Below are 16,534 nucleotides of genomic sequence, written 5' to 3' on the forward strand. Positions count from 1 at the left end.
AGGGTGCCAATTATATGGATGAACAGGAAAAAGAGAAATATAAAGAGCATTTGGATGACCTTAAAGAAAATGACTCTGATTTATACGAAGAACTTGAAAATCCCGGAGACTACTTATACGGAAGAAATCCGGAAAAGGATGAAAAAAAAGATGTGACAGGCATTTTTATCAAGGCAGGAGTCCTTCTCATTGCACTGTTTATGGTACTCACCACAGCAGGGACCCTGTTGAGATATTTCAATCTCCCGTCAATCGAATTCCTGCAAAAATCAGAGCAGCTTTCCCGAAATGAACAAATCCAGCAATATAAAGAAGCGGTTGTGACCATTGAAGCGGGAGGCAGCAAAGGAACAGGCTTCAACGTAAGTGAGGATGGACTCGTCATTACGAACCACCATGTTGTTGATAACATGAAGAAGGTTGGCGTTTATTTTCCAAACGGATTTTCACAAGAGGCCACTGTGGTTAAGACTCTGCCGGAACTTGATATAGCATTTTTACAAATAGATGCCGGCAATGATCTGCCTTTTATTGAGGTATCAGAGAACAAAGCATGGGAGGAGGGTGAACCCATTACGTTCATCGGAAATCCGCTCATGCATCATCAGATTGCGAACGATGGTGTGATTATCGGCGCAATGGAAAGTTCCAACCTTGCAAAAGAAGTAATGATGCTTGATGCACCTGTTTATAAAGGCAACAGCGGCAGCCCGGTCATCAATGATGAGGGCAAGGTCGTTTCTGTAATTTATGCAACAACGATGAGAGATGTTGACGGAGAGCGGAAGAATGTCGGACTTGCCGTGCCTGCAGAACACTTTATAGATATACTGCATCGCAGGAAGTAATAGTAATAAGCTTGAGAGGATTTACTAACAGGTTCGGTTATTGGGGAGAAAACATTAAATAGCAGTCTCATCGGGGACACAATTCACATAGGAATTGGTGTCCCCCTTTTTGTCGTCATATCAATACTTTTGCAGATTTTATACTCTAATTCGCACATCAATACGCAGACAAATTGGAAACACCATTTAAATTTATGCGGAGTTGTTAAAACGTGTGCTAAAACGGTTGAGAATTGGATATGCCAATTGTATGACTAATTTTTGACAAAAGACCAATAAGAATGAAGTTCATTAAACCCAAAAATCAAAATGCAGAAAAGGTAAATTGGCTCATATCGGGACGGGCAATAAATATTTTATCTCAGTTAAATCATCCTGTAAAAAATAGGATGATTTTCGTTTTATTTTTTTAGAAATAATACCTTGCATTATAAAGTAATATATTTTATAACTGAATAAGGAGGTGGAAAAGTTGGAAATTAATAAAGAAGTTTTAAAAGGTCACATTGATACCATAATTTTATCGTTATTACATAAGCGGGATATGTACGGATATGAATTAGCGAAATTGGTTCGTGAAAAAAGCGAAGAACAATTTGAACTAAAAGAAGGTACGCTTTATCTATCTTTAAAACGATTGGAGAAAAATGAATGGATTGAATCCTATTGGGGAGACGAACAAGGTCCAGGCGGAAGAAGAAAATATTATAGACTTACACCATTAGGTGAAGAAGGTCTTGAAGAAAAGCGTAAGGAATGGCAATTTGTAAAGAGAATTATTGATACATTTATTGAAGGGGGAGAATAACTTTGAAACAAATTGATAAATATGTAAATTCTATTTATAAAGATGTTGCGGGAGACAAACAAGAAATAGAAGATTTAAGGCAAGAAATGCGTTCCCATTTACTTGAAGCTGTAGAAGAATTAAAGGCGAAAGGGAAAACGGAAGAAGAAGCTATCCGTATTGCAATTGAAAATTTCGGTGGCAAAAACCAAATAGTAAAGGGATTGGCTGAATTCTTCAAAGTACAGAAGAAATTTACTAATTATGTATTATCGTTTGCACTTATCTTTTTAGTGGTAGGCATTTTCTTTCTTATATCATCGATTTCAGAAGTAAAAGAACACAATGAGATGGTAAATCAACTTGAAATAGTCGAAGAAGAAAAAGAGATTATAATGAATGAAGTATTTGATAAACTTGATGCTTCCAACGACATTACCGAACAAGAAACAGAACGATTATTTGAAGTCTTTAATAATTATCAAGAAAAATTAAGTTTATTGGCTGTATTTCCTCGTAATAAACTAGAAGGATGGGTAAAAGAAAATGTGAATGTTATCGAAGAACCTAGCACTCAATTTCCGATAGAATATTCAAAAGCACTTGTCGTGATTGGAGAAAATGGAGTGGTAGAAAATAAAGAAGAAATTGTGCCAAGCAAATATGATTTGGGAACTGTAATAATGGCAAATGAAAAATGGATTGTTCAATATGAATATAAAGCCTCGTATGAATCAACAATTGAAAAGCACCATCAACTAAAACATTATGGTCCAAGCATTTGGAGTTTTTATCAGTTACCAATTTTGTTCTTTGCTTTATTTATCGCTCTTGGTATTGTTTGGCTGTTCTTAAAAAAGCAAAACAGACAGTTAAAAACTGTAATGAATTAAAGTGTAAATATAAAAATTGAAGACTAAAAATAGCAACTGACTAATTCAGTTGCTATTTTTAATGCTATTTTAGTCAAAATGTGTGTTAAAGCCAATGCGAATTGGTTTATAAATGGGAGTTTTCCCCATCAACCGAACCCGTTAAACATTTACTCAGACTTTTTTTGTTTATTTTAAAGGGAACGGATGGAAATGATTAATTTAAGCACTACCGTCTTGCATTAGATTTTCTTCCCTGTGATACGTCTATGATTAAGGAAATGTTTATCTTCTTCAATTGATCATAAACCTTGTCGGGCTGAATAGTGACAAGATAATTCTGTTTTGTGGCAAATATCGACAGCGAAAGAAATGCCGCAGAACAGCAACTAAATATATTTTCATGAAAATTGTAAAAACAGTAAAAAATTCCTCTATCAGGAAAAGGTTTTTTGAATTATACTGATCTAGATTTTATACCACACAGATGGAGGAAAAAGAATGAAGCGTTTCGTTTCGCTGCTGTTGGCTGCCGCTCTTTGCTTTGGTGTTTTGCCTGGTTCTGTATTTGCACTGGAAGTAAACGATCCGGAATTTGATCAATTTTTACAGGATATCGGCTGGGGAAAGCAAGAGTACCTGGATTACCTGGAAAGTAAAGAGTGGTTTCTGGAAGATTTCGAGACAGTTGATGAACTTGGTACTCCGTTAACCGAAAAATCGGTTCAGCAGGTCCTTGCCGATTATCAGATAAGCAGGGAAGAGTTGAATTCATTGCTTGCTGAGTACGGTGATATAGAAGCAGAACAGGACGTACTGGATGGAACGTGGATTATTTTTGAGGAAGAGTTGGACGAGTCCGTAAACTTTTATTTGAATGGACTGGAAGGCATTCTGAATGACGAAGACATAGCTGAACTGTCCGGTATTTTTGCTGAGTTTGATTTGACAGAAGATGAACTGGAAAATCTGTTCAACCATCTTCAAACTCTCAATCTGGAAGACCCTTCCCTGGAACAAGAGCTTCTGGATATCAGTGAACGCCTGATGGCTTTTGAAGAGTTTGAAACGGCAGATGAATTGTCCGCAGAACAAATTGCCGAGCTTATGGATGCATTTAATCGTTTGCTTGATATATTTGAAATGGATGCAGTGTTTTATCTGGTAAAGGATGGCCAAAAACAATCTGTTTCATTACAGACATTAATTTCTAAGGACCCTGACGGCGGATATGATCTATTGATCGTATTATATAATAAACACGGTCAGTTTCTGGCAGATATCCTTTTTACAGCTGAAATGTTCGGCTCCGACCTGATTACAGAAACCGGAAAGGATATTCAGCAGGCAGAAAAAATTGTAACAGAAACTAAGGATTCCCCTAAATCCGAGGCTCCTAAGACGGCAAAAGGAGCCAAACTGCCGAAAACGGCAGGCGGTTACTTGTTGAATGCAGCGATTGGGATCACCTTGCTGGCGGCTGGCAGTGTCGTATTCCGTAAAGTGAAGGCCGTTAAAATGTAATGAGGATGGAGAAATCCAATACAAAAGGAATCAAGAGAAGGCGACTATTTTTGCTTTCCCTTGCTATAGTGATGATCATTTCAGGAATATGGTTCACCGGAACGAATGGCTATAAGTTTTTAAAAGGGTATTTTCTTTATAAAACTGGTGTGATGTATACCGAAGATAAACCAGTGAAAAGCGAAATAGATACCGGTTCTGAAAAAGCAGCATCGCCGAGTATTCAAAATGTTCCATTATATGAGAACCGGCCCCAAAAAGGCGACCATGTAGGGGAACTGTTCATACCGAAACTGGAAGCAAGACTGCCGATTTATCACGGAACAGATGAGGACGAGCTTGAAAAGGGAGTCGGACACTTTGCTGACAGTGTTTTGCCCGGTGAGAAGGATAATTCTGTTTTATCCGGGCATCGGGATACCGTATTCCGCAGTCTAGGGAAAGTAGGCAAGGGAGATTTGCTCATTGCCAGAACATCCGCCGGTGAATTCACCTATAAAGTGCGGCAGGTCCGTATCGTCGATGAGGATGACCGGACCGTGATCGTACCGAAACCGAAAGCGACCCTTACTGTATCCACTTGTTATCCATTTGATTTTATCGGTTCAGCTCCAGAACGTTATATCCTTGTAGCCGACTTGATCAGAAAGCAGCCGTGAAATGGGCTGCTTTTTTTCATGTGAATTAAAGCTCTTGTCCAAACAAACGGTTTTTCGGTTGACAATATACCTATTGGGGTATATACTCGTTATTGTTAACCCATAGGGGTATATTAAAGGGAGGTCATATATATAATGAAGAATCGTTTAGTCAAGGTCATTGTTGCGTTTACACTGGTGTTGTCTCTGATTGCAGCTGGAGGAATGACTCAGAAAGCAAGCGCTGAAACAACAGCTGCCGACGTGCTTGTGACTGTCGGCCAGATGGGTGCCGATTCTTATTCTCAGACAATTGACGGTGTGCTGTATACAGTGGATTCCATCGGTTTCATGGCTGACCGCATTCTTTGGACAGAGGAACAAATCGGAATCATGGCCGATCGGATTGTATACGTAACTGAGTTCTCACAGGATAACTCAATCAAGGTTATTTACATGGCTACAGCACTCTGGCCGACTGGAACTGAAAACGGCGGCTACACTTATGAGGTAGCATTGATGCCGGTTGCAGCACTTCCAGCAGGCTGGTAAAAATATTAAATATAGGGAATTGGCAACAGGATGGACAAGCGTTCATCCTGTCTTTTATTAGTGAAACGTTTCTTCAAAAGGGTCTTAATAGGAAGACAGATTAACTGTACACCATAAATAGTTCATTGTGTTTGCAAAACGAGTTTATAGCATTGATTGGATTGTCTCTTGCTGTCATTTTGAGTACACTTTCCAAAACATAAATAATCATCTAACCAAAATAGGCTCGGATTTCATTCGAGCCTTAGCTATTGTTCTCCTGCGTTGACGATTTTCCAGGTGCAAACCATCCCAGTAACGCAATGGCAACAAGAGTTCCATAGAACGTAAGTGTCCAGGCTGTACTGTGAGGGAAATCGTGATCTAGCACGCCGATATCATCATGGGCAAGTGTGATGACTGCCAGCTTAACACCAACCCATGCGACAATGGCATAAGCGGTTGTTTCCAAAGCCGGACGTTTTTCAAGAAGCTGCACAAACCAGGTTGCAGCATATTTTATTAAGATAAGGCCGGCAATGCCGCCTAGCACAACAACTGTAAATTGCCCGCCGTCCATACCGCCGAAATCTCCAAGTGGGGAATCCGGAAGACCGAGTGCAAGGGCAACAGCTGCAAGAATAGAATCGATCGCAAACGCAAGGTCTGCTAAAGCAATTTTACCCACTGTCGGCCAAAAAGCCATTCCGGCAGCTTCTTCTTCTGTATCTTCATGGATATTTTCATTATCTTTACCAAACTTGGCCTTAATGACATGTTTTAGACCGAGGTACAGAAGATAAGCTGCTCCAATAGCCTGGATCTGCCAGACGTTGGCGATGAAAGAAATAGCAAAAAGGGCCACAAAGCGGAAAGCAAAAGCTAAAAAGATTCCATATTTAATCGCCCTGTTCTTTTCCTCCTCGGGCAAGTGTTTGGCAATTACAGCCAGCACAAGCGCATTGTCAGCTGACAATAAACCTTCCAGCCCAATTAAAATCAATAATGTCCATCCATACTCCAACCAGATTGAATCCATTAGAAGTCTCCTCTCACTCTTTTTCAACTTTTTCTAAAAATAATTCAGACACACGCTATTCATTAATGCGTTTACCCTATATACCTTTCTGTAAATCAATATAACGGCTTCAATGATTATCTTTCCATAATTTTTTTATCTGATTCACTGAGACTCTTTCGTGGTGTTGGGAAAGAAGAACGATTAGATGATGGAATTTGAACTGAATCTTTCACGGAATTTGTAAAGGTTTCGGTATCTTGTTCATCAAACTCCTGCAGCCTTCAGCTCGATATTCCCCTTGTACAATTATCTTACTCGTTTATCTGCAGGTGATGGGATGGCAGCGAGCACAATGACCTTTCCTGCTCAGCTTTCCGGCATGTCCCATGTGTGTGATCATCTCGATATATATGATGATTTTTGAATTGAGTTTGAAGCTGATATAGTTTTAAAAAGGAAAATGTTAAGAGGATAAAGGGAGGCTTCAAGCGGAATGCGGTTCTGAAGTCTCCCGTTTGTCTAGTAGAAGAAGCAACCCAGTGATTTTGTATATGTGAAAAGAGGAGAAATAGATGGTTGTGATCCTGATATTTGGAATGCCTTAAAAAGGTCATTTGAATAGAATTAAAGTGGCTTGTTTCTGCATTCATTGCACAGCGTTTCAGCGCAAAAAACCTTATGGAACAATTGTCACAGGACATGGCGCATCATGAACAACACGATAACTTACACTGCCTAACACCGTACTCTTAATTGCGCCTAGCCCCCTGTTACCCATCACAATCATCATTGCATTTATTTCCTTCGCTTCTTTGCAAATTTCAATGCCTGGATCACCGGTCCTTACTTTTTTGCTGATTTTGATATGATCAGTATCTTCTGATTCGGATAATATTGTGTTAAGGGCTTGATTACTCAGTTCATTCTGGTATTCACGAATCTGCTGTTCACTGCAAAAGCGCCTCATATTAGGTGTGTGGTAGGTTGGCTGAACATTAAGTGCGACGACCTCTGCGTCCTGCCCTTTTGCCATAGTGAGCGCAAATTTAAATGCCTTTTTTGAATGTTCGGAGCCATCTACAGGTACTAGTAATTTGTTCATTGCATTTTCACTTCCTTTGTATTAAGTAAATTTGGAATTGCAAGTATTTCTATTTTAATTATATAAGATAGAAGTGTCCTGGGTTGTTGTTTGAAAGGGATATTTTATGACACTGTTTCTCTGTTTTTCAAGATGAGCCATTAACGAAGATGGCGGCTTTGCTGCCAGTCTGCAACAAAAATCCTCTATATTAATAGGTTTAAAATAGGGCATCTCAGCAAGTAACGGGAGGGCTCATACAACAATGTTCTTTAAATTTCCCTGTTAAATGGTAACGGTCTCCTTAGAGGGCTATGGACTGTTTGTATTTTAAGGAAGAAATGAAGGTTATAGTGATAAAGAAGCATCAGATACTATGTTTTAAACGGGATGTGTGTAGAGGCTCCTGAAGAAAAGTGCAATTTTTAAGAAAAATTGAATGCCGTTATACCAGGTGTCCGGAGAAGGGGGGAAGGATTAATTTAACGCTTGGAAGTTGTTTTTTAAGACATCTGCAGAATAGTACGGGCGGGGTGGAATTTGCGGTTTTCAATTTAAAGGCATTTCCTAAATCAAGGAAACGCCTTTAAATGCAATATATTCCGCACAAAGAAGATTAATCGTTAAGAATAAAGTATTCTCTTAATGCCTGTTGCAACGTACCTAATGTTTTGATTTCGCCATTAATGCCGAGTTCCGTTACTTTCCAAACAACTTCTTTCCTTAATCCGGTTATGACCGTGTTACATCCCATCAGTGATGCGCCATTGATGATTTGGATCAATCGGTAAATATTATTGCGATTAATATCTGCGACCCCGGATAAGTCCATAATCAATGTTTGGATATGCTTTTCGCTAATTTCTTTTAGCATTTTATCCTCAAGGATTCCGGTTCGCTGCTCATCAATTGCCCCGATTAACGGGAGGATGCTTACAGAAGGGGTTATCGGGATAATTGGCACGGAAAGATTTTCAACCAGTTCTCTTTGAGCCTTTATAAGCGAATCTTTGTAAGTTGTATAACTAATGAAAAAGGAATTCAAAAAATAGTCGACCCGATTGTTCATTTGTTTTTCGATTTCAAAGAAATTAATACTTTTTTTATCCCTTTTAAATTCGGTGTATTTTTCAAAAAAGAGCCATAATGTCCGGCGGATGGCCTGAACCCACTCCAACTTAAAAGAGACAGCAAGAGAATGTGCTGACCAGGCAATCCCTTCTTGTTCCGCAAACGCATGCAGTTCTTCATCATTCTCTTCGATAATGTAAACAACCAGTTCATTGGCGTTATTAACAAGATCGATATTACCCACTCTTAATATTTCATCAATCTTGTCTTTTACGTTGACAGCTTCTTTTAGCAGCATCTCTTTGAAGATCTGACTATTTGCTTCGAAAAACTCTTTGAATTGAAATGAATCTTCATATGTAAACGTTTGCAACTGCTCCTCCTCCTGACTTTATAAAGTATTCACTATCATTATAGGATAAACATAGATTTTATGCAGGTTATTGCACTGATTTCTATATTTTGGTGTGATTTCAACAGACTTATTCAACCAACGGGGCATGAAGGCAGAGGGAAGGCATCTGACAAAAGGGGGGATATAGATAAGGAGGAAACCCCTTCCTGCTTATCGAAGTAACAAAATAAGGAAGTTGAAAAAGGATTTGAAAAGTAAAACAAATCATTTAATAAAGGAAGGGCTTATAATGGATCTGCTGTATGAAAAGTTTATAAAACTTGGTGCTGAACATGCACCCGGCCAGGAAGCGCGCCAGAACACGGATGAAATCAAGTTGCGCGGTGAAAAAATCCCCGGTGCACCGGTTGATTTCTCACATGGTGATGTAGATGCGTTTGAGCCGATTCCCGGCAGTTTGGACGTCTTCAATGAAGGGGTGCACCTCGGCGGCAAGCAGGCTTATACGGAATACCGGGGAAGCAAAGACATCCGTGAGGATACTGCCCGAAAGCTTTCTGATTTCACGGGCACAACGATTGAAGGGGACCGGAATCTTATTATCACTCCAGGAACACAGGGTGCACTATTTTTGGCCATGGGATCAACCGTTGCAAGGGGAGATAAGGTAGCCATTGTTGCACCAGATTATTTTGCCAATCGAAAACTCGTTGAATTTTTTGAAGGTGAAGTTGTCTATATCAAGATGGATTATTTTAATGCCCCCACCGGTACAGGTCTCGATTTAACACATCTGGAAGAGGCTTTTAAAGCTGGCGTCAAACTCTTCTTGTTCTCCAATCCCAATAACCCGACCGGTGTCATCTATTCTCCGGAAGAAGTGAGGGAAATTGCGAACCTTGCTCGACGCTATGACGTAACTGTCATCGCTGATGAACTGTATTCCCGCCAGATTTTTGAGGGACAGACTTATACCCATTTATGTGCACAGGAAATGATCAACCCTGAAAACATCATTACCATCATTGGCCCATCCAAAACGGAGTCATTAAGCGGCTATCGGTTAGGGGTGGCATTCGGCTCCGCCAGGATAATTGAACGGATGGAAAAACTGCAGGCCATTGTGTCACTCCGGGCAGGCGGCTATAGCCAGGCTGTATTGAAATCCTGGTTTTCCGAGCCTGAAGGGTGGATGGCGGAACGGATCGCACAACACCAGGCCATCCGTGATGATTTGGTTGGCAGGCTTCGCTTTGCCGAAGGCTTTCAAGTGAGAGCGACGGAGGGAGGCAGTTATCTCTTTCCGAGAGTCCCGGACCTGGATGTTCCCATACAAGAATTCGTGAAAATTCTTCGCTTGCAAGCCAATGTCATTGTAACGCCTGGTACAGAGTTCGGCCCGGAATTCACTGACAGCTTCCGGATCAATTTTTCACAGGACCATGCAGCTGCTGCAGCGGCAATTGAACGTGTCATTAAGATGGCTGATTTGTACCGGCAATGAGTGTGTTTGGGAAAGTGGTCATTTGATACTGAATTTATCTTTAGAAAACCGGAAATCACAGGGAATGGATGCCAAGTCGAAGCAGGTGTCGCATCATTTTACAAGGTAATTAACCAACTATTTGATGCGTTAAATACCTTCAAACACCTATTGTTAAGTATAGGGGAATTGTGCCCGATCTCCAACGCATTAAAGCATCAGGGACCAGGCACACCGTCTCTTCAGTTACGGATTTCTGACGATCATGGCACAAAGCTGCCAGGAGTTTTAAAAACTGGTTATATGTAATAAATCAAATAAAGTATTAGAAAGATACCACTGAGGTCACCACTATTTCATTTTGATGGCCTTCATTTAAGGGAGGTACTACATATGAAAACAGCATTAGTCTTTGGCGGCACACGTTTTTTTGGAGTCGATCTCGTCAATTCTTTGTTAGAAAAAGGGATAATGGTTACGATTGCGACTAGACAACAGTCTTCAGATCCTTTTGGTGATACAGTCGAACGATTAAAACTGGACCGCTTTGATGAAGATTCTGTTAGACAGGCAGTTGAAGGCAAACAATGGGATGCCGCTTTTGACCAAATCTGTTATTCCTCTGAAGATGCAAAGATTACCGTTGATGCTTTAGAAGGAAAAGTGAAGCGGTACATTTTCACCTCGACTCTATCAGTCTACGATGAAGGAGAAGATCTGTCTGAAGAACAGTTTGATCCTTATACATACAAATTGAAAATGGTGAACCGGCAAGATGTTTCCTATAAAGAGGGCAAAAGGCAAGCGGAAGCATACTTCTATCAGAAAGCATCATTCCCGGTAACCGCTGTCCGGATCCCAATTGTGATGGGAGAAGAGGACTATACGGGCCGCTTACTGCATTATATTCATCAGGTTAAAGAAGGAAAACCTATCTATTTACCTAATCCAAACGCTGAAATGGTATTTATCCATCAACAGGAAGCAGGTGACTTTCTTGCCTGGATAGCTGATACAGACTTCACTGGCCCAATCAATGCGAGTGCAACGGGGAAAATTTCCTTAAAAGCCTTGATCGAGTTGATTGGTGAGGAAGTTGGAAAAGAGATTCACGTTACAACTGATGATGAACACGAGTCTCCTTATGGCATCAAAAACTCCTGGTTTTTATCTAATGAAAAGGCTGCAAATCTTGGCTATTCCTTTACCAAATTAGAGGATTGGTTACCGAAATTAGTTTCAGAGCTATCTTAAAGAACACTTAAATATACAAACATTGTTTCTTATGCATCTAACGAAACGGGAGTGCGGTATAAGTAAGGCTCTTTAAACCGGGGTGTTGATTTCCGCTGCAGGGGCTCGCTTTCCGCGGGGCGAGCGCTGAGCCTCCTCGTCGCTGGCGCTCCTGCGGGGTCTCAGCTGTCCCGCTATTCCCGCAGGAGTCGAGCCCCTTCCGCTCCAATCAACTAGCACATGAATAGATGTCCCGTTTTATTTTTCAACCGTTGTTTTGTATAAAAATAAGCAATCCTTTTCCGTTTTCATTTGAATGAAGAGAACCCTTTTTGAGGAGGTATCATCTTATGAGTGAAAAAGTATATATTTGCCCGGAAAAACAGTTGAAGGATGAAGGAGTCAAGGTGGTAAAAGGGGGGAAGCACGCAATTGCCGTTTTCTATCATGAAAACAGCATTTATGCGGTGGATAACCGTTGTCCCCATCTTGGATTCCCATTACATATGGGGAGCAGTTGTGATGGCATTCTTACGTGCCACTGGCATCATGCCCGGTTTGACCTGAAAAGCGGCGGAACATTAGATCCTTGGGCAGACGACGTACCTACATATCCAGTCGAAGTAACGGATGGGGAAGTATGGATCATCCCTGAGCCCATCGACAAGCAAACGTTAGCCAAACTGAAACAGAGACTGAGGGATGGCCTGGAGCAAAACATTCGCCTTGTCATCGCGAAAGCAGTGGTTGGTTTAGTGGAGGCGGAAGCAGATCCCAACGAAATTGCAAATATCGGTATAGAATTTGGTACGAAACACCGCAGTAATGGCTGGGGCTCCGGCCTGACAATTTTAACCGCAATGAGCAATATTCTGCCGCATCTCGATAAAACCGGAAAAATCCTTGCTTTATACCATGGATTGGTCCATGTCGCAAGGGAAAGCGCGGGAATGGGAACAAGATTTTTACTGGATCCTTTACCGGTAAATAAGGAAAAGGAACAACCGGAAATTTCCCAGCTGGCAAAATGGTATAGGAATAGCGTTGAAGTCCGCGATGTCCAGGGGGCAGAGAGGGTCCTGCTGACGGCCATAAAACTGGGGGCAACGGCAGAACAGCTGTCCGACATGATGATGACCGCAGTCACGGATCATTTTTACATGAATATCGGCCACACATTAGATTTTCATAATAAAGCATTTGAAATGCTTTCAAAGCTGCAAGGCGAAAACAGTGAGTATATTCTCACATCCCTATTGCCATCGTTAAGTAATGCCAGCCGCAGTGAGGAATCGCAAAGCTGGCAGGCACCTGTCAATTTAGTGGAACCGCTGCAAAAAGCCTTCAGCAAACTTGAGAACATGGAAATCAGTGAGGAAGATGAAAACGATTCATCAAGCGGCTCAGTTGATGAGGAGCAGTTAGTGGAGCAATTGTTAAGTGATGATCCTGTCAAAACGGCAGAGTTGTTAATGGAAGCTTTACAACTGGGGAAATCACCTGCCCGCCTTGCCCAATTAGTGACACTGGCGGCAGCAGAAAGGGTGGCCCGTTTCCATGTGCAAAACGAATTCAGGGATTGGGATACAGTACTCCATACGTTCACTCACGCTCATGCCGTTCACCAGGCTTTACGGAGATCAACCACTCCCGAACTCACCCGGGCTGTATTTCACGGTGCCATGAGTATCTATTTGGACCGTTTTCTTAACATTCCTTCGGCCCGAATGCCTGCAGCCGATGAATCCTCACAGCAGCCGAATGACCCTCAAGCATTCCTGGATCTATTGGATAAACAGCAGCAGACGGACGAGGCGGCGAAATGGACAGTGAATTACCTGGCCGGCGGAGGAGACTTGAATGAATTATTCAACGTTCTCGGTCATGCCTTGCTCAGGGAAAACGCTGAATTTCATACCTTCCAAATGTACGAAGGGGCTATCATCGAGCATCAGATATGGCAAGAAGAGGATTCCGAGATGTCAGAGCGGGCGCGGAAAACGATGCTTGTTGCCGTAAGCCGTTACTTAGCGGCCCACGCACCGACCTCAAGGGAAACGTCCCATACGGCTAAAATTGCCATCAGACTGCAGCGCGGTGAAAAATTGTTTGAAGAATAAAGAGACTGTTCACGGAGATTTCAGCGGCCGGTAAACAGAGTTTCTGGCCGCTGATAAAAGCGCCATATTATCTATAAAATTTCTGGTGAGGAGTGAAGAATGGATAAAGTAAAAATAGCAGGAAGGTCAGTTTTTCCCATAGGATTAGGCACGTACAAGATGGGAGACAAAGCAGATCAATTCGAACAAGAAGCAGAAGCAATAAGAGTTGGCCTGGATCAAGGCGTTCAAGTCATTGATACGGCTGAAATGTACGGTGACGGAAATTCAGAGCGATTAGTTGCTCATGCGATTAAGCCATATAACCGAGAAGATCTATTTCTAATATCAAAAGTTCTTCCTTCAAATGCATCAAAAAAGCAATTACCGATTAGTTTAGAAAACAGCTTAAAACGATTAAATGCCGATTATGTAGATCTATACTTACTCCATTGGAAAGGCAATATTCCGATAGAAGAAACGATTGAAGTCCTGGAGAAAGTAAAAAGCCAAGGGAAGATCAAGTCATGGGGTGTTTCCAATTTAGATGTTGATGACCTGGAAAAAATAATGAAACTGCCTGATGGAATCAATTGTGCCGCAAATCAAGTGCGTTATAACTTGGGAGACCGTGGGATTGAATTTGATTTAGTTCCTATAATGAACAAACTTGAAATGCCCTTAATCGCCTATTCTCCAGTTGCAAGGGGTGACCGCTTCGGCAAGAACCTGACAAAGGATATTACATTAAAGAAAATTGCGGAAAAACATCAAGCCGATCTTTTTCAGATTTTATTGGCATGGTCTATCCGAAATGGACAAACCATCGCTATACCGCAATCCAGTAATCCAGATCATGTGATTGATAATGTGCAAGCGGCTGAGATTCAGTTAACGCAGCAAGATTTGGATCAAATAGATTTAATCTTTCCAGAGCCCAGCTCGAAACAGCCGCTTGCTTTGTGGTAAAAAGAGAATGTGGATATGGCTTTGTGGCACCCAGGAAAAAGTATACAGGTGGATTGTTTATGTATTTGAGATTACTAAAAGCCTGATTTCTCAGTAATTTATTGAGGAATTTGGCTTTTTTTATGGCTTAAGAAGTAGATGTGAAAATTTTCGGCAGGAGAGAGGGGATAAGAAAAAGAGCGCAAGTGCTCAGGAATTACGTAGTTTTCCTTTAAAGACGATTTTATATCCATTGAATCCTAAAAAGTTCTGGATATGGATAGTACCCATAAAGCCAGCCATCTATTTGGAATTTTATGATATTATAGAATTGTTGAGCAAGTCTGGCATTATTTAACAAACAAGTCCTCTCTTTTAGGGGCACTGTGAAAAGAAGACTATACATAAAATTGCTGGAAAGGATTTCATAAATGTCATTTTTAAAAGTGAAAAATGTAAACAAAAAATTAAAAGGAAAAACGATTTTATCGGATATAAGTTTTAGCGGCGACAGAGGGCAAGTGATCGGATTGGTGGGGCCGAATGGAGCAGGGAAGAGTACACTATTAAAGATTATTGCTAATCTAATAAAGCCGGATGAAGGGGAAATACACCTTGAAAATGGAAGTCTTGGTTACTTGATCGAAGAACCCCCGCTGTATCCATACTTAACTGCAAGGGAACATTTAGAGATATGTTTAAAGTTACAAGACAAGCCAGTCAATCCCGATCTGGTTGAAGCGACCGCAGAATCCCTGGGCATCACATCTTTCCTGGATAAGAAAACAAAAAAGTATTCAATGGGAATGAAGCAAAGGGTAGGGATTGCCAGTGCACTCATACATGATCCCGATATTATTATTTTGGATGAACCAACCAATTCACTTGACATCAAAGGGATTGACCAAATAAAAAGAGTTATCTTGCAACAAAAGGAAAAGGGAAAGCTGGTCATTGTGTCCAGTCACTTATTAAAGGAAATTCAAGCTATTAGTGACCATTTCATATTACTTGAGCAAGGAAAAGTAATCAGGAACATGGAACTTGATTCACCCAACAATAACGTTTATAAAATCCAAGTGGAAAAAACAGCCAAATCCCTTAAAACGTTGTCGGCAGTCTCGATAGAGGAAGCTGAAGGTTTTATAACACTGGAAACCGATAATAAATCACTTCAAAATGTTCTTCGCCTCTTGCTTGAAAATAATTTAGAAATTCAAGATATTGAGAAAAAGAATACTGCACTTGAAAGGTACTTCATAAATGTCAACTAAAGGGGAAATTAATGCATGTTTTCTGTCATCAACATGGAGTTAGGTAAACTTATAAAATCAAGGCTATATGTACCAACACTGGTCAGTTTGTTTATCTTTGTTATTGTAGCAATGGTCGTTATGTACTATAAAAGGTCAACTGATACAGACCTCTTTACCCTCATCTATAGCATTTTTGCATTTAACTCGGATATTTTTTTTCCTGTAGTCGCAATAGCTTTTTTTAGCTCGGTTGTGACGAAAGAGTATCAGAATAAAACGATTAAGCTGTTAGTCGGATCTCCTATACCACGCAGTAACATTATATTGGGGAAGTTCTTTTCTGCTACTCTTTCATTTCTTCTTTTATTTTTTACAGTAATCCTCACTTCTTTTGCAGTGGCTTTATTGTTATCTCCAGAACAAGTAACCTATATCAATTTTAAGGATATAGGGGTTGCTAATATTTTTTTACGAACGGTAATCGCTATGATTAGCACCGCTGTTTTTTTGGTTTCGTTTGGGGGATTTGGCTATTTGCTTGCACTATGGACAAAAAACCAGGCAGTGACTATGCTAATCTCGATCGGTGTACTGCTTTTTTATGTCATCGTTCCGATTCCAGAATGGTTTAAAGAATACTCTTTCATTGGAAAAGGAAGCATGTTTTATACTGCTGTAACTTTGTTGGAAATTCCATACTTAGACATCATTAAAGTAATCCTTATTTGTTTGCTATATCTTCTTGTTTTCTTAATTTCATCGGTAATGTATTTTCAGAGACTCCAAA

General features: G+C 40.6%; 15 protein-coding genes. 12 read left to right on the forward strand and 3 right to left on the reverse strand.

Annotated features, from left to right (window positions below):
• Nucleotides 1–14: 14 nt before the first annotated feature.
• From A4U59_RS00330 to A4U59_RS00355, 6 genes are all read left to right on the forward strand, one after another.
• Entirely contained in the window at nt 15–848 is an 834-nt protein-coding gene (locus tag A4U59_RS00330) for a trypsin-like peptidase domain-containing protein (protein WP_070119313.1), read from the forward strand.
• A gap of 472 nt (nt 849–1,320) precedes the next feature.
• Nucleotides 1,321–1,656, forward strand: coding sequence for a PadR family transcriptional regulator (locus A4U59_RS00335; protein ID WP_070119314.1), 336 nt, complete (start codon nt 1,321–1,323; stop codon nt 1,654–1,656).
• 2 nt (nt 1,657–1,658) lie between these two features.
• Complete coding sequence (locus tag A4U59_RS00340) at nt 1,659–2,528, forward strand: permease prefix domain 1-containing protein (protein WP_070119315.1); 870 nt, start codon at nt 1,659–1,661, stop codon at nt 2,526–2,528.
• Between the two features lie 480 nt (nt 2,529–3,008).
• Entirely contained in the window at nt 3,009–4,031 is a 1,023-nt protein-coding gene (locus A4U59_RS00345) for a processed acidic surface protein (RefSeq protein WP_070119316.1), read from the forward strand.
• A gap of 71 nt (nt 4,032–4,102) precedes the next feature.
• Nucleotides 4,103–4,690 carry a class D sortase gene (locus tag A4U59_RS00350; protein ID WP_083270562.1) on the forward strand — a complete coding sequence of 196 codons (588 nt, stop codon included), beginning with the start codon at nt 4,103–4,105 and terminating at the stop codon, nt 4,688–4,690.
• A gap of 135 nt (nt 4,691–4,825) precedes the next feature.
• On the forward strand, nt 4,826–5,221 hold the full coding sequence (locus tag A4U59_RS00355) for a hypothetical protein (protein ID WP_070119318.1): 396 nt from the start codon (nt 4,826–4,828) through the stop codon (nt 5,219–5,221).
• Nucleotides 5,222–5,465: 244 nt separating this feature from the next.
• Here A4U59_RS00355 and A4U59_RS00360 read toward each other — a convergent pair whose 3' ends face one another.
• The 3 genes from A4U59_RS00360 to A4U59_RS00370 form a co-directional block, all read right to left on the reverse strand.
• Nucleotides 5,466–6,239 (reverse strand): TerC family protein, encoded by a 774-nt coding sequence (locus A4U59_RS00360; RefSeq protein WP_070119319.1) that lies wholly within the window; start codon nt 6,237–6,239, stop codon nt 5,466–5,468.
• A 658-nt stretch (nt 6,240–6,897) separates the two neighbouring features.
• Nucleotides 6,898–7,323, reverse strand: a complete 426-nt coding sequence (locus tag A4U59_RS00365; RefSeq protein WP_070119320.1) for a universal stress protein — start codon at nt 7,321–7,323, stop codon at nt 6,898–6,900.
• A gap of 595 nt (nt 7,324–7,918) precedes the next feature.
• On the reverse strand, nt 7,919–8,746 hold the full coding sequence (locus A4U59_RS00370; RefSeq protein ID WP_070119321.1) for an STAS domain-containing protein: 828 nt from the start codon (nt 8,744–8,746) through the stop codon (nt 7,919–7,921).
• Nucleotides 8,747–9,017: 271 nt separating this feature from the next.
• Here A4U59_RS00370 and A4U59_RS00375 point away from each other — a divergent pair, with 271 nt between their 5' ends.
• The 6 genes from A4U59_RS00375 to A4U59_RS00400 all read left to right on the forward strand — a co-directional run.
• Complete coding sequence (locus A4U59_RS00375) at nt 9,018–10,232, forward strand: pyridoxal phosphate-dependent aminotransferase (RefSeq protein WP_070119322.1); 1,215 nt, start codon at nt 9,018–9,020, stop codon at nt 10,230–10,232.
• A 372-nt stretch (nt 10,233–10,604) separates the two neighbouring features.
• On the forward strand, nt 10,605–11,465 hold the full coding sequence (locus A4U59_RS00380) for an NAD-dependent epimerase/dehydratase family protein (protein ID WP_070119323.1): 861 nt from the start codon (nt 10,605–10,607) through the stop codon (nt 11,463–11,465).
• A gap of 329 nt (nt 11,466–11,794) precedes the next feature.
• Complete coding sequence (locus A4U59_RS00385; RefSeq protein WP_070119324.1) at nt 11,795–13,564, forward strand: Rieske (2Fe-2S) protein; 1,770 nt, start codon at nt 11,795–11,797, stop codon at nt 13,562–13,564.
• A gap of 99 nt (nt 13,565–13,663) precedes the next feature.
• Complete coding sequence (locus A4U59_RS00390) at nt 13,664–14,512, forward strand: aldo/keto reductase (RefSeq protein WP_070119325.1); 849 nt, start codon at nt 13,664–13,666, stop codon at nt 14,510–14,512.
• Between the two features lie 410 nt (nt 14,513–14,922).
• Nucleotides 14,923–15,765 (forward strand): ABC transporter ATP-binding protein, encoded by an 843-nt coding sequence (locus A4U59_RS00395; protein WP_070119326.1) that lies wholly within the window; start codon nt 14,923–14,925, stop codon nt 15,763–15,765.
• Nucleotides 15,766–15,798: 33 nt separating this feature from the next.
• Nucleotides 15,799–16,534 (forward strand): ABC transporter permease (locus tag A4U59_RS00400; RefSeq protein WP_169823877.1); only part of this gene is annotated, 736 nt, incomplete at its 3' end.

This window comes from Bacillus marinisedimentorum (assembly GCF_001644195.2).
Classification (GTDB): domain Bacteria; phylum Bacillota; class Bacilli; order Bacillales; family Bacillaceae_O; genus Bacillus_BL; species Bacillus_BL marinisedimentorum.

What these genes read in the sequence shown, in the direction of transcription:
- A4U59_RS00330 (WP_070119313.1), top strand. Translation starts at nt 15, where the DNA reads ATGGATGAACAGGAAAAAGAGAAATATAAAGAGCATTTGGATGACCTT.
- A4U59_RS00345 (WP_070119316.1), top strand. Translation starts at nt 3,009, where the DNA reads ATGAAGCGTTTCGTTTCGCTGCTGTTGGCTGCCGCTCTTTGCTTTGGT.
- A4U59_RS00350 (WP_083270562.1), top strand. Translation starts at nt 4,103, where the DNA reads ATGATCATTTCAGGAATATGGTTCACCGGAACGAATGGCTATAAGTTT.
- A4U59_RS00355 (WP_070119318.1), top strand. Translation starts at nt 4,826, where the DNA reads ATGAAGAATCGTTTAGTCAAGGTCATTGTTGCGTTTACACTGGTGTTG.
- A4U59_RS00360 (WP_070119319.1), bottom strand. Translation starts at nt 6,239, where the DNA reads ATGGATTCAATCTGGTTGGAGTATGGATGGACATTATTGATTTTAATT.
- A4U59_RS00365 (WP_070119320.1), bottom strand. Translation starts at nt 7,323, where the DNA reads ATGAACAAATTACTAGTACCTGTAGATGGCTCCGAACATTCAAAAAAG.
- A4U59_RS00375 (WP_070119322.1), top strand. Translation starts at nt 9,018, where the DNA reads ATGGATCTGCTGTATGAAAAGTTTATAAAACTTGGTGCTGAACATGCA.
- A4U59_RS00380 (WP_070119323.1), top strand. Translation starts at nt 10,605, where the DNA reads ATGAAAACAGCATTAGTCTTTGGCGGCACACGTTTTTTTGGAGTCGAT.
- A4U59_RS00385 (WP_070119324.1), top strand. Translation starts at nt 11,795, where the DNA reads ATGAGTGAAAAAGTATATATTTGCCCGGAAAAACAGTTGAAGGATGAA.
- A4U59_RS00390 (WP_070119325.1), top strand. Translation starts at nt 13,664, where the DNA reads ATGGATAAAGTAAAAATAGCAGGAAGGTCAGTTTTTCCCATAGGATTA.
- A4U59_RS00395 (WP_070119326.1), top strand. Translation starts at nt 14,923, where the DNA reads ATGTCATTTTTAAAAGTGAAAAATGTAAACAAAAAATTAAAAGGAAAA.